This window comes from Corynebacterium pygosceleis (assembly GCF_016595275.2).
Classification (GTDB): Bacteria; Actinomycetota; Actinomycetes; order Mycobacteriales; family Mycobacteriaceae; genus Corynebacterium; species Corynebacterium pygosceleis.
Genome location: NZ_JAENIQ020000002.1, coordinates 462,839 through 481,103, shown reverse-complemented (window position 1 = coordinate 481,103; position 18,265 = coordinate 462,839). Strand labels below are relative to the sequence as shown.

General features: G+C 66.8%; 12 protein-coding genes. 7 read left to right on the top strand and 5 right to left on the bottom strand.

Annotated elements, in window-relative coordinates:
• Window positions 1-128 precede the first annotated feature (128 nt).
• On the top strand, window positions 129-3,782 hold the full coding sequence (locus tag JIM94_RS05435) for a hypothetical protein (protein ID WP_200254303.1): 3,654 nt from the start codon (window positions 129-131) through the stop codon (window positions 3,780-3,782).
• A gap of 66 nt (window positions 3,783-3,848) precedes the next feature.
• Here JIM94_RS05435 and JIM94_RS05430 read toward each other — a convergent pair whose 3' ends face one another.
• Complete coding sequence (locus tag JIM94_RS05430) at window positions 3,849-5,696, bottom strand: bactofilin family protein (protein ID WP_248702991.1); 1,848 nt, start codon at window positions 5,694-5,696, stop codon at window positions 3,849-3,851.
• Between the two features lie 167 nt (window positions 5,697-5,863).
• Here JIM94_RS05430 and ftsY point away from each other — a divergent pair, with 167 nt between their 5' ends.
• Window positions 5,864-7,894 (top strand): signal recognition particle-docking protein FtsY, encoded by a 2,031-nt coding sequence (gene ftsY / locus JIM94_RS05425; RefSeq protein ID WP_234040229.1) that lies wholly within the window; start codon window positions 5,864-5,866, stop codon window positions 7,892-7,894.
• Window positions 7,895-8,055: 161 nt separating this feature from the next.
• On the opposite strand, the gene JIM94_RS05420 is transcribed toward ftsY, so the two are convergent.
• Entirely contained in the window at window positions 8,056-8,607 is a 552-nt protein-coding gene (locus JIM94_RS05420; RefSeq protein ID WP_200255571.1) for a DJ-1/PfpI family protein, read from the bottom strand.
• Window positions 8,608-8,790: 183 nt separating this feature from the next.
• Window positions 8,791-10,725: a YncE family protein gene (locus tag JIM94_RS05415; RefSeq protein ID WP_200255569.1), complete on the bottom strand. Its 1,935-nt coding sequence runs from the start codon at window positions 10,723-10,725 to the stop codon at window positions 8,791-8,793.
• Between the two features lie 331 nt (window positions 10,726-11,056).
• On the opposite strand from JIM94_RS05415, the gene JIM94_RS05410 reads away from it, so the two are divergent.
• The 4 genes from JIM94_RS05410 to ffh all read left to right on the top strand — a co-directional run bounded on the left by JIM94_RS05410 (window position 11,057) and on the right by ffh (window position 16,716).
• Window positions 11,057-12,385: an ammonium transporter gene (locus tag JIM94_RS05410; protein ID WP_410170822.1), complete on the top strand. Its 1,329-nt coding sequence runs from the start codon at window positions 11,057-11,059 to the stop codon at window positions 12,383-12,385.
• Window positions 12,386-12,480: 95 nt separating this feature from the next.
• The gene (locus JIM94_RS05405) at window positions 12,481-12,819 is read left to right on the top strand and encodes a P-II family nitrogen regulator (RefSeq protein ID WP_200255561.1); all 339 of its coding nucleotides are present in this window, start codon (window positions 12,481-12,483) and stop codon (window positions 12,817-12,819) included.
• Between the two features lie 7 nt (window positions 12,820-12,826).
• The gene (locus tag JIM94_RS05400; RefSeq protein ID WP_200255559.1) at window positions 12,827-14,959 is read left to right on the top strand and encodes a [protein-PII] uridylyltransferase; all 2,133 of its coding nucleotides are present in this window, start codon (window positions 12,827-12,829) and stop codon (window positions 14,957-14,959) included.
• 104 nt (window positions 14,960-15,063) lie between these two features.
• Entirely contained in the window at window positions 15,064-16,716 is a 1,653-nt protein-coding gene (gene ffh / locus JIM94_RS05395; RefSeq protein WP_200255557.1) for a signal recognition particle protein, read from the top strand.
• Window positions 16,717-16,738: 22 nt separating this feature from the next.
• Here the strand turns inward: ffh and JIM94_RS05390 are convergent, their stop codons facing one another.
• Window positions 16,739-16,960, bottom strand: a complete 222-nt coding sequence (locus JIM94_RS05390; protein WP_200255555.1) for a hypothetical protein — start codon at window positions 16,958-16,960, stop codon at window positions 16,739-16,741.
• Window positions 16,961-17,312: 352 nt separating this feature from the next.
• Here JIM94_RS05390 and rpsP point away from each other — a divergent pair, with 352 nt between their 5' ends.
• Window positions 17,313-17,798, top strand: a complete 486-nt coding sequence (gene rpsP, locus JIM94_RS05385) for a 30S ribosomal protein S16 (protein ID WP_200255553.1) — start codon at window positions 17,313-17,315, stop codon at window positions 17,796-17,798.
• Between the two features lie 302 nt (window positions 17,799-18,100).
• Here rpsP and JIM94_RS11300 read toward each other — a convergent pair whose 3' ends face one another.
• Window positions 18,101-18,223: a hypothetical protein gene (locus tag JIM94_RS11300; RefSeq protein WP_267173030.1), complete on the bottom strand. Its 123-nt coding sequence runs from the start codon at window positions 18,221-18,223 to the stop codon at window positions 18,101-18,103.
• Between the last annotated feature and the right edge of the window lie 42 nt (window positions 18,224-18,265).

Sequence of the window (18,265 nt, the reverse complement as noted above, 5' to 3'; positions counted from 1 at the left end):
GGGTGTGACCCCTGGGTTTTGACGGTGCCCGCACGTCTCACGGGCGGGGGCGCTAGAATCGAACGGTCTGCTCGTCAGGCCAACCAGTCAACACCGGCACACACACTCCAAGGGGCTAACACCACGTCATGAGCGGCAGCGCCAATCCGATCGCGGACCTGAACGACTCCCTCCTCGGCTGGGCCTCCCAGACCGAACTGAAACTTGCACAGGTCCTCGCCGGCCGGGACCGGGTCACCGGAACGGGGCTGAAATCCGATGACATCGAGTGCATCGAACGCTTCTACGGGACATTCCTCTCCCGCCAGATGGCCGCCGGCGCGACGATCACCGCCCTCGTCGACGTCACCCCCACCGTCGCCGTGGTCACCCTCGTCGCCCGCGCCGCCCGGATGACCGACCGCTCCAGCTTCTTCGACGAGTACCTCCACGGTCTCGGCCTGGCTCCCGCGGAAGGCATAGCCGGCGACCTCGCCGACGTCACCGTCGATCTGGTCCGCCGCGTCGGGCTCCGCGTCCCGGACGGCCTCGACGACCCGGTGCTGCTGCTCGCCACCCACGCCGGGATCACCGGCAACGAGGTCCCCGGCCTCCTCGAACTCCTCGACGTCCTCGACGCCGAGGGGCAGGAGATCACCGGGCCGGACACGGTCACGATGCTCGCCGAGGGACGTCACACCGGGTATCTCCCGGCGGTGGACGAGGGGGACGAACCCGCGGACGACACCGACACCCTCCTGCCCGTCACCGTTGCCGTCGCCGCCGCAGCCCCCGGGATCCTCGCCGACGTCATCACCCGTGTCATCGAGCTGCGGGAGCTCACCCGCACCGACCCACTCGGATGGCGGGCCCTGGTCACCGGCCCCGGCAACCGGATCACCGGGGCACTGCCGGTACTCCTGCGCGGTGCGGTCGCGGCGGAACTCAGGGAACGCCCCGCGGGAACCCCGAACCGGGGCTCCGCCGTGGGCGTGGCCACCCGGGAACACACACCCCGGATCATCTTCGACGCGCCGCGCGGCAAAGTGTGCCTGAGACTGCCCGAACAGGCACTGCCCGAAGGCCAGGACGCGGAGGTCCAGTGGCGGGTCTCCGTCGAGGGAACCACCCAGATCTACCGCACCGGACGCAGCTGGGGGGAGATCGGAGGATTCTCGGAGCTGCTCGACCTCCACGTCGAACGGCAGCTCCGCGAGGTCACCGTCGCCGACATCACCAACGACACCACCTGGGTCGTCCCGGTCGTCGACTCCGACGACCCGGTCCTGGTGTTCTCCGTCAAGGGACAGAACCTCACCGACCTCGCCTCCCTGCACCACCCCGAACTGATCGTCGTCACCCCGGACGACTCCCGGCTCGTCGACGTCGTCACCGGCGACGACATCCCCGTCATCGCCTCCTGCCCCGTCGACGGATGGGCCAGCTGGACCGCCCGCCGCGTCGACACCTCACAGGTCGCTTCCCTCCAGGTTCTTCGCCCCGGGCAGACCCCCTCGCCGATGCACAACGTGCGCTGCGTCGACCCCCGGCAGCGCGTCATGTTCCGCGATCCCGGAGAACCCGTCGCCGACCTCCGCAGCCTCGGCGGACTCCCCGTCCACTCCGCCTCCCTGCTCGCCGAGTTCCCACCCACGGTCTCGGGAGGCGAGGAAACCTGGTGGCTGTCCATCTCCGCGTACGCGGGCACCGGACACGCCGGAGACGAGGTCGCGCCCGCCGAACCACTCATCATCCCGGCCGAAGGTGGCGTCTTCGACATCTTCGACCCCGAGCTCTACGACGCACCGTGGGTCGGGGAGTACCTCGTCCGCCTCCGCGGCCCCCGCAACGAGTCCTTCCGCCACGAATACGCCATCGTCGAGGGTCTGACCGCCAGCACCGACATCCACGGGGCCTGCCGCTCCGTCCGCATCCCCGCCACCGGTGGCCTCAGCGAAGCCAGCTGCACCGTACGCCCCGGGCACAAACCCTTCACCGCACAGCCGAAAACCATCCACGTCGCCCCGGACGAAGCCGGTGCAGGCACCACCATCACCACCGACGAGGGTGACGCCATGCCACTGCGCTTCACCCCACCGCGCCTCACCTTCGAGGTACCGCTGACCACCCAACCCCCGATGTGGCGGACCACCCGACTCGTCTGCGGCGCCCGCCAGTTCGACGCCGACGGCACACTGCGCATCCGGGCGACCGGGGAACTCGGCGACCCGAAGGTCACCGTCCGCAACCACCACGGCGCACCACTGCGCACCGTGCGGCTCACCGCCGAAGACGGACTGACCTACACCGCACCCATGACACAGCTCGCCGCATCCACCGCCGTCCTGCCCGGCGGACGCATGGAATTCGAGTGGACCGACCCCCGCAGTGACCGCCGCGTGTCGGTCAACCTCGCGCTCATCGACCCCACACCCCACGCCACCGGCGTGACCGTCGACGACGGCCACCTCGTGTTCGAGGGCCTCGCCCGCGACCGGGCCCTCGGAGCGTGGGTCTGGCCCGCCGCAGCGCCCTGGGTCTTCGCCCGCACCATCCCCGTCACCGGCCAGCGCACCGAACTCCCCGCCGACTTCATCGACGCAGGCGACCTCACCGTCCAACTCCACTCCGCCGACCCGTTCTCCGTCCTGCGCGCCCCCGTCGTCCCCGGACCGACCGCACTCACCGCGTCCCAGTCCGGCCACTACACCGGCAGCAGCGGCCCGCTCAACGACCTCTCCGCCTTCCTCTCCGGTGACTCGGAGACCGCGCCCACCGACGCCTCCGTCATGCCCGTCCTCTGGGACTTCCTCGCGGGCTTCACCCCAGAGACGGGCATCACCACCGAAACGGAGACGGAAGCCGAGGCAGCCGCCGTACAGCTCCGCAGAGCCGTCAGCACCGCACTCGCGGCAAACCCGGCGGCCGCACTCGCCGGACTCTCCGCGTCCCTCGTCCCCGGCGAAGCGCAACCCGGCAAGGTCGTCGTCTCCGGACTCGTCCACGGACCGTTCGCCGCCCCCGCCACCGATGACACGGAGAATAGCACCGACGGCGAGGACAACGGGACAACCGTAGGCCGGGACACCGACGTCGCGATCCACCGCACCGCCTGGATCGGCACCCTCGAACTCCTGGCGCAGCTCCCCGCCGTCCACACCGCAGTCGAAGAGGGCGAACCCCGCGCGAGGCTCCGTGCCCTGCTCGACCAGCTTGAGGATGTCGCCGGAAAACGACTCGTCGAGACCCTGTCCACCGGACGCGACGCCACCCTCGACACCGCGTGCATCGACCAGTCCACCGTCCAGATCGCCCAGATGGACGAGGCACAGCAGGAATCACTGCTCAAGATGTTCTTCGCCCAGGCCGAAATCGTCCCCGGACCCATCATGGACGACAGCGCCCGACTCCTCGCCGTGTTCGAGACGTTCAACAAACGCCACGAACTCAACGCCCTGCTCGCCGACCGCGAGATGGTCACCTCCGCCGCCGCCCTGATGAAGGCGATGCGCGGCGCGAACCGGCGCCTCTACTCCTCGGCCCGGGTCCGCTTCGACAAGCTCGAGGGCGTGGACACCGACTCCGGCGCTAACACCTGGGCACTCGCCCCCGTCGTCTCCCTCGTCTTCGCACTCGCCGCCCGCATGCACGCCCACGGGCTGATGGGTAAATCCAAACTGCTCACCGCGGCAACCCCCGGATGGAGCCGACTCGCCGACCTCACCCCGGACCTCGTCACCGGAGACCTCATCGCCGCCGAAGCGATGGTCCTCGCCGTCACGAACCCCGGGATCGGGGACTAGGGGCAGGGACGTCCATCCGTGTCGGTGGTGGCGGTCGAGAATTGACCGCCACCACTTCGTGCACGGTCAGGACGTGGACGAATCCGCCGGTTTGCGCAGGATACCCGCGACACCGGCCAGGAAGATCGTGAGCATGATCCAGGAGAGCCCGGCGGTGAACGCAAAACTCAGGCGCAGCCAGATCGGGGTGTCATCAGCCAGCGAGCATTTGGTTGTCGCCCCGGGGAAACTCGGGATCGCGTTCTTTCCCGCGTATTCGGTGATCCGCCACCCGTCCCGGCAGACGGCCCGTACCTGATCCGCAGTCTCCAAATGGTCGGCCTGCCACCGCGTCAACAACCACGTCAAAATGAACAGAAACACGAGCCATGCCAGTGCGCACCAGGGACGTTCGCCGTATCCACTCGTCACATGCAGCATCCACCGCCCCGGCCGGGACTTGAGCGGCATATTGTTCGTCACCTTACTGTGCGAATACACCCGAAGATGACGCGCATGATGGGGGAGACCAACACGATCGAAATACCGCGCCAACTCCATGAACGGCTGAGGGGAGAACTCATTGTCCGGTGTTGTGTCGAGCCACTTCTTGGCGGTCTCCGGATTAGTGTGTAGAGCTCCTTCTATTGAATCCACCTTCCAGCCGGTCGCCAGAATTTTTCCATGCCTGGGTTCAATCACGTTGGGGGTTTGAAGGTGTGAAATCCTGGTATTCACCAGGCTAATTGTCCCATCAACGGTCTTGTAGTTAAGAAACAGATCGGTGATGGTGGCGCCGTCGAGTCCGAGGGGGTTGCCGTGTGGGTTGGTCAGTGTTGTGCCGGTGAGGACGAGTTGTCCGTTGATGGTGGCGCCAGGGGCGCGGACTTCGCCTTCTGTTTCGAGATTTTGGGCGAACAGGCCGCCGGTGATGGTTGCGTGGTCGAGTAAGAGGGCGTCGCCGTGTGGGTTGGTCAGTGTTGTGCCGGTGAGGTTGAGTTGTCCGTTGATGGTGGCGCCAGGGGCGCGGACTTCGCCTTCTGTTTCGAGATTTTGGGCGAACAAGTCTCCTTCGATAGTGGCGCCGTCGAGTCCGAGGGGGTTGCCGTGTGGGTTGGTCAGTGTTGCGCCGGTGAGGACGAGTTGTCCGATGATGGTGGCGCCAGGGGCGCGGACTTCGCCTTCTGTTTCGAGATTTTGGGCGAACAGGCCGCCGGTGATGGTTGCGTGGTCGAGTAAGAGGGCGTCGCCTTCTGGGTTGGTCAGTGTTGCGCCGGTGAGGTTGAATTGTCCGTTGATGGTGGCGCCAGGGGCGCGGACTTCGCCTTCTGTTTCGAGATTTTGGGCGAACAGGCCGCCGGTGATGGTTGCGTGGTCGAGTAAGAGGGCGCGCCGCAACGGGTTACTCAATGTTGAGTGCTTGACAATAAAAAAGGAGTCAATTTCGGCCCGGTACGCAAGAAACTCGCCGGAGATATGAAGATTTGAAGCGCGTAGTCCTTTTGTTATCTTCACGCCAGTCAAATTGAGTGCTGGTTCGATTGCGCTATTGATGTTGGTTTTCTCAATGATGAATGAACCATCGACGCAGGAAAGTTCCAGGCTGATTGATGAAACTGTGCATCCGCTGAAATATAGGGAATGAAGCTGCGCGTACTTCGCCTCCACGGGGAGTGGAAAAGTGCAGTCCTTGAACCTGAGGTCATGGTTTATCGCGTAGTTATTTAGCTTCAGCCCGTCGGCGAAATAGGCGCCCTGGATCATCAGCCCATCGGGGTGGGGTGTGATGTCGGGATCGCGGAGCACCTTGAGCAGGGCTGTGGTGAAGTCCAGCCAGGCCCCAACATCGGGTTTCTCGCCGGGCGCACAGATCAGCGCTTTGCCTGTTCGCAGTGCGTCGTAAATATCGTCCCTGCTGGGTACACGTGTGCTCACCTTGCAGAGTATAGAGCTGTGAACGTGCTTTCGGGGAGATGTTTGAAGCATCCGGAAGGGGCCGTTCCCCCATCCGCAGAATCAGATGATCGGTGCCTGTGATCGGTCGACATCTCTCCGGCGAAGCGCCACGAGCGCACGTCTCCCGGATGTGAAACCATGTATGCATGGACAACCTGCAGAACGTGATGGATCAGTTCGCCACGAACCCGACCTACCAGATCATCGCCGGCGTCGTGCTGGTGCTGCTCCTCGTCATACTCCTCATCGTCTGGGGCCTGAAACGCAAGAAGGCCAAGACGATCAGCTTCGGTGAGGGGGAGGTCGAGGAGCCGAAGGAGCTCACCCAGGCGGAGAAATCGGGTAACTACACCGCCCAGGGGGGCTTCAACTTCACCCCTGCGGTGAAGGAGAAGAAGGTTGAGCCGCAGCCGGTTCAGCGTGGTGGTTCGACGACTCCGGAAAAACTCTCCACGGAGCAGGTGGAGGACCCGCGTCCCACCCAGGTCCCGGAAAGGGGACAGGGGGCCGGAGTGCAGAAGCCTGTGGCAGGGGAACCGGAACGTCAGGTCACCCCTATTCCCGCCCCGGGGGCGGAGACCACACCCGGAACCGGGACGAAGCCCGCCCCTGACACAGAGGCGCAGGTCGAGCCCGCGCAGAACATCGATGAACCGCACCGGACCCCAGCACCACCTGTGGAAGCTGAGGCGGTGTCCGACGTCCAGGCCACGGAAGAGCCTCCGGTCATCCCGGATAGCCGCCCGGAGACGCTGAAGTCCGGTGAGTCCGTGACACCGATTCCGGCTCCGGCTGAGCAGAAACCCGTCGAGAGGGCGGTAGACCAGCTCGGCACGGCCACCGGCGCGGCGGAACGGTCGTCCGACGACAACGGGGCCGAGGACGCCGTTACGGCCGAATCCGTGACCGGGGCCGTCCCAGATTCGACGGAACCCGTTGATCAGGAGACCACCGATGAGCCGTCCGACACTGAACCCGCTGCCCCGATCTTCCGGGATCTCGCCGACGACACCGATGCGGTCGACGCCGACACCTACGCCGCCGAGGATCAGAAAGCCGATGTAACGGAGGAACCGGAGAGCGTCGAGGAAGCCACCGACGATGATCCGCGCGTGATCGAGGCCGCCGCAGCGGCCGAGTCCGCACAGGCCGCCGCCGAGGCTGCGGAAGTCGCGCGCGCCGAGACTCCCGCCCCCGAGGAACCCGCGCAGTCGGAGTCCGTGGACGCCGCCACGCAGCGCAACATCGACGAGATCGCCCCCGCTGAGGGGCGGCTCGGTAAACTGCGCGGCAAGCTGTCGCGGTCGCAGAACGTCATCGGCCAGGGCGTGCTCGGCATCCTCACCGCCGGGGACCTAGACGAGGACGCGTGGGAGGAGATCGAGGACACGCTGCTCATGGCGGACCTCGGCACGCCCACGACGATGCGGGTCGTCGACCAGCTCCGGGACAAGATCGCCGCGCGCGGTGTGTCCAGCGAGGCGGAGGCCCGCGCCATGCTGCGCGAGACCCTCATCGAGGCCTGCAAGCCGGAACTGGATCGCTCGATCCGCGCTATGCCCGCCGACGGAAAACCCGCCGTGGTTCTCGTCGTCGGTGTCAACGGCACGGGCAAGACCACCACGACCGGCAAGCTCGCCCGCGTCCTCGTGGCGATGGGCCACAACGTGCTGCTCGGGGCCGCGGACACCTTCCGTGCCGCAGCAGCGGACCAGCTCGAGACCTGGGGGCGCCGGGTCGGTGCACGCACGGTGCGCGGCAAGGAAGGCGCGGATCCGGCGTCGGTCGCCTTCGACGCCGTCGCCCGTGGCGTCGACGAGGGCGTCGACGTGGTGCTCGTCGACACCGCCGGTCGCCTGCACACCTCCACCGGCCTGATGGACCAGCTCGGCAAGGTCAAGCGCGTCGTGGAGAAGAAGACCCACGTCGACGAGGTCCTGCTCGTGCTGGATGCGACGGTCGGACAGAACGGCCTGACCCAGGCCCGTATCTTCCGCGACGTCGTCGACATCACCGGTGTGGTGCTGACGAAGCTGGACGGTACCGCCAAGGGCGGTATCGTGTTCCAGGTTCAGGAGGAGCTCGGCGTTCCGGTCAAGCTCGTCGGACTCGGTGAGGGCGCGGACCATCTGGCGCCGTTCGAACCGGAGAGTTTCGTCGACGCCCTGCTCGGCTGACCACCGCTGCCTCAGACGAACGAGAACCGCCCCGGGACAGTCCCGGGGCGGTTCTCGTTGTTCAAGGTGTCCGCCGGTGGTGGCGGAGATGCCGCCATCTACCGCGGCGCCGTTGCCCTCTGCGCCACACCGGCACGGCTACGCCGAACAGGAGACACGCTCTAGCCGAGGAGCTTGAGGAAGGCGCCCATCCACGGGCCGTTGTCGTTCCAGGCACGTGCGGTGACGAGGTTCCCGGAGGTGACGTCGGCGGCGTCGACGTAGGTGGCGCCTGCGTCGGTGACATCGGGTTCACACATGCCGAACGCGGCGCACTCGCGGCCGTCGAGGACGCCGGCGCGAGCGAGGATGAGGGGGCCGTGGCAGGTCGCGGCGACCGGCTTGTCGGCGTCGAAGAACGCGCGGACGATGTTCAGGACGTTCTCGTTGAGCCGGAGGTACTCGGGTGCGCGCCCGCCGGGGATGATGAGTCCGGCGTAGTCGGCGGGGTCGACGTCGTCGATGGCGATGTCGGCGGGCCACATGTGGGCGAGCTTCTCGGTGTACGTGTCGAAGTCGTCGGCGAAGTCGTGGACGACGAGCTGGATCTTGCGGTCGGTGGTCTGGGCCGCCACGACCGGGGTGTAGCCGGCTTCGCGGAGGCGTTCGTACGGGTAGAGGACCTCGAGGGTCTCTCCGCCGTCGCCGGTGATGATCAGGATCTTGTCGCTCATGGTTCTGTCCTCCCTGGGCTGGTTCGGGTGGCCGGTCCGGTTGTTTCCGCCGGTTGAACCTCAACGTAACAGCGGGGGACAGGGGGCGCGGGCGTTTTGGGGTGTCGGGGGGGAGACGGGTGGGAACCACCCGCCCGGGGCGGTGGTCGCGGGACCGGGCGGGTGCTCCACTCGTGGCGGTGGCTACCTCTTCAGCCCGGGGATGAGGGCGGTGAGCTCATCGGGGAGCGCACCGGACATGAAGAGGTGGAACAGGCCGCCGAGTACCGCGCCGACCACCCCGAGAATCCCGATGATTCCTAGTGTGCCGCCGGACGAACCACCCGGTTCGGTGGTGGATCCGTGGGGTGCGGTACTGCCGGGGACGGGCTCTTCGGTGATCGGTTCGATCATGAAGATGGAGTCGGAGGCTCCGTAGTTTCCGCTGGTCGGCTTGTTCACTCCGTAGATGTGGCCCTTTCCGTCGGTGGCCATGTCGTTGGGGTAGAAACCGACGTCGAGGTTTCCGACGATGTCGAGGTTCCCGGGCTCGATGACCGTGACGGTGCCGCTACCCCGGTTGGCGATGAAGACCCGGTCGTGGACCGCGTCGTAGATGGCGTCGAGGGGTGTGTCGCCGGTGGTGATCGTCGAGATGACGGAGCCGTCGGCGAGGTCGACGACATCGACGGTGGAGGGGTTCTGGTTGGCGACGAACAGGTGGTTCCGTTTCGTGTCCAGGGCGACGCCGCCACCCCGGGGGTCGTCGTCACCGGGGAGATCGTAGACGGTGGTGGTGCCGTCGGGGAGGGCGATGCGTGCGGCCTTACCGTTCTTGAAACCGACCGTGTAGAGGTTCTTCCCCTCGGCGTCGAGGAGCAGTTCCATCGCGCCGGAGAATCCGGGGGTCGCGAGTGATTCCTTCTGGGTGAGGGTGTTTCCGTCGAACACCGCGATGGATTCCGCGGGGGACACCGGGGTGGAGACGTACGCCAGTCCGGTGGATTCATCGACGGCGATGGCGCGGGGGTGGGCGACGGAGCCTGCGGGGAACGCCTTGAGCAGTTCCCCGGTGACGGAGGAGTAGGCGGAGATGGAGTTGTTGAGGCTGTTGGTCACCCAGAGAATGTCGCGCGTGTCGTCGATGCCGAGACCGAAGACCTTGGTGGCGTCGGTTCCCGTGGTGCCGTCGGCGGTGGCGGGCGTGTACGTCGCCTCGATGGCGAGGGTGTCGGGGTTGACCTTGTAGATGGAGGTGGGGTCGGAGCCGACGAATTCGGAACGGGTCACGAACAGGGCGTTCTGCTTGGCCGAGTACTTGACCTGGTAGAGGCCGGGGCCCAGTTCCCCGGTCTTCAGGGCGTATCCGTCGGTGTTCATCAGGGGCGAGCGGGGTGCGATCGTCGCGGTGCTGTCGAGGGTTGTGTCGGTGTCGGAGCCGGCGACCCTGACGGTGACGGCGAGTTCCCGGCCGATGAGGGACGGGTCGTCCGGGATCTTGAGATCCGGGATGGTGAGGTTTCCGCTGGCGTCGACGGTCGGGGTCGCACCGTCGGGGAGGATGTCGACGGAGTCGGTGCCGATGCGGGTGACGACGGAGCCCGGTTTGAGGTTGACGACGGTGACGACGAGATCCGTGGTTCCGATCGCGGTGTTGTTGACCTCGGGGGCGTCGGCGCTGCCGAAGTTGACGAGCGGATCGAGGTGACTCTCCGCGCTGACGCTGTTCGTTCCGTCGGAGAGCGTGATGGTGTGGTCGATGCCTCCGGCCACCGCCGGCGCCATGCCCACGACACGTCCCTCGAAGGTGCCGTCTCCGGCGACGGTGGCGGTCGGGTTGACGGTCAGGCCGCCGCCGTGGAAACCGACCGGTTCGCCGTCGATGAGTGCGGTGACCGTGGCGCCCGGGATGAGGTTCTCGGCTTTGACCTCGAAAACGGAGGCGATGAGTTCACCGGCGGGGTAGGTGAACGAGCTGTTCACCGTGACGGTGGCCGCGGAGGCTTCGCTCTCTGCGGCGATGACCTGAGGTGCCGTGACGGTGATCGTTCCCGTCGAGAGGAGGGCGGCGCCCGCGACGGCGGCGACGGCGCGGCGTCCGAACCGGCGGGTGGGGGTGTGGAGCGGTGTGTGTGTCAAAGGAAACTCCGGGGGTCGCTTGGATGATGTGTTGCGTCTGAGTGGTCATCGGAATGTAGATGAGCCTCACCTAAACACGACACAAGTTAGCCCTGTTGGTGCACTGTCGCAAGTGTGCGGCCCCCCGCCTACTTCCGGGTGGTGGGTGGTGGGACGGGTGGACCCGTGTCGGGAGTGGTGTGACCTGCACGGGGGTAAAAACTGTCCAGTTATAGAAAACTAAACCTGTCGCGCTATAGTTAGTTCTGTGTCGAGGAGGTCCGTCCTCTCACCCGACCACACACCGAGGGTTCCGCCAACGAGTGAACCCGCGTTCGACCAGGAGGCCCCCGTGACCCCAGACATGACAATGGCAGCATCAGGAAATGCCTCGTGGATCCTCATCTCCGCATCCCTCGTCCTGCTCATGACGCCCGCACTGGCACTGTTCTACGGTGGTATGTCGAGTCAGAAATCCGTGCTCAACATGATGATGATGTCCTTCGGTGCGCTCGCCGTGGTCACCGTCGTCTACATTCTCGTCGGTTGGTCGATGTCCTACGGCAGTCACTCGTTCGGTGGTTTCGTCGCCGATCCCCTCGAGTTCTTCGGGCTGCGGAACTCGATCGTGAACCCGGACGGCTCCTACGTCGTGGGCGCCGCCGGCTACGCGAACGTGATCGACATCGGTTTCCAGCTGACCTTCGCGGTCATCTCCTGCGCACTGATCTCCGGTGCACTGGCCGACCGGGTGAAGTTCACCCCGTGGTTGATCTTCATCGGGGTGTGGGTGACCCTCGCCTACTTCCCGCTCGCCCACATGGTGTGGGGAGGGGGACTGCTCAGCCACCATGACGGCAGCATCTCCGCCCGGATCTTCGGCACCGTCGTCGAGGAGGGGGAGACGCTCGCCCGCATCGCACCGATCGACTTCGCGGGTGGAACCGTCGTGCACATCTCCGCGGGCACGGCCGCCCTCGTTCTCGCCGTCATCGTCGGGCACCGGCGTATCTTCCTCAGGAGCGTCCAGCGTCCGCACAATCTCCCGATGGTCATGCTCGGTGCCGGTCTCCTGTGGTTCGGCTGGTGCGGTTTCAACGGAGGTTCCGCTTTCGCCGCCAACGGCATCGCCGGGCTCGCATGGCTCAACACCACGGCCGCCGCAGCGGCCGGTATCGGGGGCTGGCTCATCGTCGAGCGCATCCGTGACGGCCGCGCCACCTCCCTCGGCGCAGCTTCCGGCGTCGTCGCGGGCCTGGTCGCCATCACCCCGGCCGCCGGTGCACTCACCCCGGTCACGTCCCTGATACTGGGGGCCGTCGGCGGCGGTCTCGCCGCTCTGGGGGTCGGGCTCAAGTACCGCTTCAAGTTCGATGACTCCCTCGACGTCGTCGGCGTCCACCTGGTCGCGGGTCTCTGGGGTACCGTCGGCGTCGGACTGCTGGCCACCGACACCGGCTGGTTCACCGGCGGCGGCTGGGACGGATTCCGGCTCTTCCTCGTCCAGATCCTCGTCGCGCTCATCGCGATGCTGCTCTCCGGTGCCGTCACGGCGGCCATCGCCCTCGTGATCAGGGCGACCATCGGATGGCGGATCGACCCGGAGGCCGAGCACAACGGCATCGACTTCGCCCTGCACGGCGAGTCGGCGTACGAGCAGGCCGGCGGCGCCATCCGCTGATCGACCGATCCCGATTGTCCCGGGCGGTAGAGTGGCCGGGAGAACCAGCTGCCGGCCCCTCCAAACGCTCCCCAGCGATATCCCAGGAGAAACAGATGAAACTCGTCACCGCCATCGTCAAACCCTTCACCCTCAATGACATCAAGCAGGCCCTCGAACAGATCGGTGTCCACGGTATGACCGTCACCGAGACCCAGGGATTCGGACAGCAGAAGGGGCACACCGAGGTCTACCGTGGAGCTGAATACGCCGTCGACTTCGTCCCGAAGATCCGCATCGAGATCGTCACCACGGAGGATCGCACGGAGGAAGCCGTGACCGCCATCGTCGACGCCGCCCGGACGGGCAAGATCGGCGACGGAAAGGTGTGGGTCACCCCGGTCGAGGAGATCATCCGCGTCCGTACCGGCGAACGCGGCACCGACGCGGTCTAGATCACCGATGCAGGACGGTTCCGCAGGCAACCCCGCGCAGCCCGATGCCCCGCAGCTCCGGGAGACCGCGTTCACCCGGGCGCTGGGCATCATCGCGGACATCGACATCCCCGCGGGCTGCGCCCTCGCCGCCACGGGGTCACTGGCCCGCGGTGAACTCACGCCGCAGTCGGACATCGACCTGATGCTCCTGCACACCGGTCCTGCACCGGCCGAGGCCGCCGACATCTGGTACCCGGTGTGGGACGCCCACATCCGACTCGACCACTCGGTGCGCACCCCGACCGACTGCGTGAACATCGTCGACGAGGACACCACCGCGGCCCTCGGGCTCCTCGACCTGTGCCACCTCGCCGGCGACGAGGATCTCGTCGCCGACACCCGGAACCGGGTTCTCCAGCAGTGGCGCCGGACCCTGCCGAAACGTTTCAACCACATCACCGACACCGCCATCGACCGGTGGCGCAGGTCGGGATCCGTCGTCGCGATGACCCACCCGGACCTGAAACACGGGCGCGGGGGTCTGCGCGACGGGGAACTGATAGCCGCACTGGCACTGGGCAACCTGTGCGACGCGCCGCCGCTGGCCGACCAGCGCGGTCTCCTCCTCGACATCCGTACCCTGCTCCACGACGAGTCCCGTCGACCACGGGACGTCCTCGACCCCGAGTTCGCCCACGACATCGCCCTCCGCCTCGGTTACCCGGACCGCTATGAACTCGCACGGGCGATCGCCCGTGCCGCCCGTGCCACCGATGACGCGCTCACCAACGCTCTCGCCACCGCACGCTCGATCCTCCCGACCCCCGGCGGGATCCGTCGCACCCCCCGCCGCCCTCTCGACGTCGACGTCGTCGACGGGGGCGGCTACATCACGCTCTCGCGCTCCCCGGACATGGAGGACCCCTGCCTCGTGCTGCGGGTCGCGGCCGCCGCCGCCCGGACCGGGCTCCCCGTCCCGGACGCGATCTGGGAGCGGCTGCGCAAGGTTCCCCCCCTCCCTGACCCCTGGCCCGCCCACGCCGCCGACGACTTCGTCGCACTCCTGTCGTCCCCCGAACACACCGAGACCATCATCGACGGCATGGACCGGCACGGTCTGTGGACCCCACTCGTACCGGAATGGTCCCGGATCCGGGGGCTCATGCCCCGGGAACGCAGCCACGTGCACACCATCGACCGGCACCTGATCGCCACCGTGCGCCGGTGCGCCGAATCCACGGTCGACGTACCCCGACCCGATCTGCTGCTGCTCACCGCACTCATCCACGACATCGGAAAAGGTGGTTCCCGGCCCCACTCCCAGGTCGGGGCGGAGATCATCGCCCGGATGACCGCCCGTATGGGCCTCGGGTTCCGGGACCGATGCTGCGCGCAGAACATCGTCGCCCAGCACACGACCCTGATGAAGTTCGCGCTGCGACGGGACCCGACCGATCCCGACACGGTCCGGGCACTTCTCGACGCCGTCGGCTACGACCTACTCACACTCGACCTGCTGCAGCAGCTCACCCGCGCCGACGCGCTGTCCACCGGTCCCGGTGTCTGGACGCCCCGTGCGGAGCAGGCCGTGAACCGACTCGCGGCCGGCGCCCGGCGGGCGCTCACGGCCGTCGTCGCCACCCGCCCGTTCGTCACCGCCCCGAGCCCCCTCGGGCTGACGGTCCGGGACAACGGGGAACTCCGGGTGCACTGGCGCGGCAGCTACCAGCGGGAGATCGTCCGGGTACTGGCGCTCATCGCGGCGAAGGGCTGGAACATCCAGGGGTCCCGCATGGTCACCGATTCATCGGACGGCAGCTGCCGCGCCGAGTTCGATGTCCGGCCCCGTGCGGCGAAAAGTCCCGCGGACGTGGATGAACGTGCCTTCATCCAGGCCTACGCCTCGGGGGTGTTCTCCACCCTTCCGGAGGTTCGGCCGGCGGCGACGGCGACCGCCTGGACCGGCCGTACCCTGGAGGTCCGCACGATCGACCGCCCCGGGGTGATCGGTGCCGTGATGGGGGTCCTGCCGGAGATCGACTGGATGGAGGCCGCGACACCCGGGGCGACGATGGTCGCGCGATTCCGGTTGCGGGGCGGGAACGCGGACCGGGCGAGGATCGAACGGGACGTCAACCGGGTGCTCAACGCCGCGTAGTCCGGTGCACCGTGACCGTCACCTGCAGGTAGGGTGCAGTGACCCGGTGGGCTACCATGGTGAAACTACCAGTGTTGTCGAGCCGCCCAATAGGGGAGTGGAACGTGTTTGAGTCTCTGTCTGACCGGTTGACCGGAGCCCTGAAGGGGCTGCGGGGCAAGGGCAAACTGAGCGAAGCCGACATCGCCGCCACCGCGCGCGAGATCCGGCTCGCCCTGCTCGAGGCCGACGTCTCCCTGCCCGTCGTCCGTGGTTTCGTCAAGCGCATCAAGGAACGTGCGGCGGGTGCGGAGGTCTCCGAGGCGCTCAACCCCGCGCAGCAGGTCATCAAGATCGTCAACGAGGAACTCGTCGGTATCCTCGGTGGTGAGACCCGTCGTCTCCAGCTGGCGAAGACCCCTCCGACCGTCATCATGCTCGCCGGTCTCCAGGGTGCCGGTAAAACCACCCTCGCCGGCAAGCTGGCCAACCACCTGGGCAAGCAGGGGCACACCCCGATGCTCGTCGCCTGTGACCTCCAGCGCCCGGGTGCCGTCCAGCAGCTTCAGATCGTCGCCGAACGCGCCGGCGTCCCCTGCTTCGCACCCGACCCCGGTACCGCCGTGGATTCCTCCGACCACGAGATGGGAACATCCCACGGTGATCCCGTCGACGTCGCCCGTCGCGGTATCGAGGAGGCCCGTGCGAAGCAGCACGACGTCGTCATCGTCGACACCGCCGGTCGGCTCGGTATCGACGAGACCCTGATGATGCAGGCCCGGAACATCCGTGACGCCGTCAACCCGGACGAGGTCCTCTTCGTCATCGACGCCATGATCGGTCAGGATGCCGTCCAGACCGCCGAAGCCTTCCGCGACGGTGTCGACTTCACCGGCGTCGTGCTCACGAAGCTCGACGGTGACGCCCGTGGTGGCGCCGCACTGTCGATCCGTGAGGTCACCGGCAAACCCATCATGTTCGCCTCCACGGGTGAGAAGCTCGAGGACTTCGATGTCTTCCACCCTGAGCGCATGGCCAGCCGGATCCTCGGTATGGGCGACATGCTCACCCTCATCGAGCAGGCCGAGTCCGTGCTCGACCACTCCAAGGCCGAGGCCACGGCGGCGAAGCTCGGTTCCGGGGAACTCACCCTCGAGGACTTCCTCGACCAGATGCTGATGATCCGCAGGATGGGGCCGATCGGCAATCTGCTGAAGATGCTGCCCGGCGGCAAGCAGATGAACGAGATGGCCGACATGGTCGACGAGAAGCACCTGGACCGTATCCAAGCCATCATCCGGGGCATGACCCCGGCGGAACGGGCCGACCCCAAGATTCTCAACGCCTCACGCCGCAAGCGGATCGCCGCAGGTTCGGGTGTGACCGTCTCCGAGGTGAACCAGCTCGTCGAGCGTTTCTTCGAGGCGAAGAAGATGATGGGCCAGATGGCCGGCCAGTTCGGTATGCCCGGTATGGGCCGGAAGGCGACGAAGAAGAAGCCCAAGGGGCGTCGGAAGAAGAACGGGAAGCGCAAGCCCCCGAAGAAGGGCCCCTCGCAGCCGCAGATGCCGGGCGGCATGCCCGGAATGCCCGGGATGGGTGGCGCCGGTATGCCGAGCATGGAGGAACTACAGGCGCTGCAGGAACAGATGGGTGGCGGGGGTAAGCTGCCCGGCCTCGGCGGGCTGGGTAAACTCCCCGGAATGCCGAAGATGCCCAAGGGGATGGAAAACATCGACCTCGACAACCTGGACTTCGGCCAGGGGGGAAAGAAGTAGCGTCCCGTGTGCGGGGAGCGGGTCAGAACAGTGCGGTCTGGTCCTCCGGAGCGGGCGGCGAGCCGAAACGCCGTCGCGCCGCCCGCTCCGTCACCCCGAGGTGCGTCGCGACCTGCGCCCAGGACGCCCCGGCTCTGATCGCCCCGCTGACCGCCTGCCGGAGTCGCTCGACGGCCTCGACCTCCTCGATGCTGGCCCGCTGAACCCGGAGCAGATCCCGGGCCACACGTTCACTGGTGTTCATGCGGCCAACTCTGCCAGAGCCCCGGGCACCATCGGGGGAGACTCGCTCGACATCCTCCGGTATCCGTTGGATACCTGTCCGGACAACTGGTATAGTTTCACGGGTTGTCGCAGCACCGTACCCCGGTGTCGGGACCGTCCCCGGAACATCTGTCAGAACATCCGGTCGTCGCTGGTCGTCACCGGTGGCGGGGCGGGTCCGGGCGATGAACACATGACTTTCCTGCGTCACACCGTCACCGACCCCGGTCGGCCGGTGGTCACGCGCAGGTTAAATCCAAGGGCTGAACCGGCCCGCCGATCCGGCGGGCGTCCGTACTGCCCGGTGACCGTACTACAAGAAGGAGCCTCACATGGCCGTCAAGATCAAGCTTCAGCGTCTCGGTAAGATCCGCACCCCGCACTACCGCATCGTCGTCGCCGATGCCCGCACCCGCCGTTCCGGCAAGGTCATCGAGAACATCGGCATCTACGAGCCGAAGGCTGACCCCTCCGTCATCAAGATCGACTCCGAGCGTGCACAGCACTGGCTGTCCGTCGGTGCACAGCCGACCGACCCGGTTCTCGCCCTCCTCAAGGTGACCGGCGACTGGCAGAAGTTCAAGGGTCTTCCGGGCGCCGAGGGCACCCTGCGGGTCGCTGAGCCGAAGCCGAGCAAGCTGGACCTGTTCAACGCCGCGCTCGCCGAGGCGAACGAGGGCCCCTCCGCCGAGGCCATCACGGAGAAGAAGCGCAAGTCCCGCGCCGAGAAGGAGGAGGCAGCCAAGAAGGCCGCCGCTGACGAGGTCAAGGCCGAGGACGAGGCGGAAGAGAAGTCCGAGGACGCTGCCGCAGAGTAAATCTGCCGTCCCCTGTTCCGCCTGTCCGGCGGAGCGCCGGAAGCCCGTTGCCACCGAATACCGGTGGCGGCGGGCTTTTCCCGTTCCCGGTGGCATGCGGGACGCACCCGGCCGGTGGCGCATGTGACGACGGGGCGGGAGTGTCCACAGGGCAGCGACCGTTCCCCACTGCGTAGGGGACTGTCAGGTTTTGCCCGGCAGGGGGTGACGGTGTACCTGACGGGACCGTCCACGCGTGCAGAAAAATCCTGGTGTAGTCGTTGCGACCGGTCGCCTGAGCTGACTCTGGCGCTTTTCCGGGCCTAGAGAAGGACCAGGAGAAGCAGGGTCACGAGTATTCCGACCACCAGCCCGCTCACGGCACCCTCGATACGTCCCTTCTTGAGACCCTTACGATTTCCGTGCCCCCATGCCTTGTTTCCCATTGTCATCCTCTCAGCGTGTTTTCGTTCACTGTCCAGTATTTT

What these genes read in the sequence shown, in the direction of transcription:
- JIM94_RS05435 (WP_200254303.1), top strand. Translation starts at nt 129, where the DNA reads ATGAGCGGCAGCGCCAATCCGATCGCGGACCTGAACGACTCCCTCCTC.
- ftsY (WP_234040229.1), top strand. Translation starts at nt 5,864, where the DNA reads ATGGACAACCTGCAGAACGTGATGGATCAGTTCGCCACGAACCCGACC.
- JIM94_RS05420 (WP_200255571.1), bottom strand. Translation starts at nt 8,607, where the DNA reads ATGAGCGACAAGATCCTGATCATCACCGGCGACGGCGGAGAGACCCTC.
- JIM94_RS05405 (WP_200255561.1), top strand. Translation starts at nt 12,481, where the DNA reads ATGAAACTCGTCACCGCCATCGTCAAACCCTTCACCCTCAATGACATC.
- JIM94_RS05400 (WP_200255559.1), top strand. Translation starts at nt 12,827, where the DNA reads ATGCAGGACGGTTCCGCAGGCAACCCCGCGCAGCCCGATGCCCCGCAG.
- JIM94_RS05390 (WP_200255555.1), bottom strand. Translation starts at nt 16,960, where the DNA reads ATGAACACCAGTGAACGTGTGGCCCGGGATCTGCTCCGGGTTCAGCGG.
- rpsP (WP_200255553.1), top strand. Translation starts at nt 17,313, where the DNA reads ATGGCCGTCAAGATCAAGCTTCAGCGTCTCGGTAAGATCCGCACCCCG.
- JIM94_RS11300 (WP_267173030.1), bottom strand. Translation starts at nt 18,223, where the DNA reads ATGGGAAACAAGGCATGGGGGCACGGAAATCGTAAGGGTCTCAAGAAG.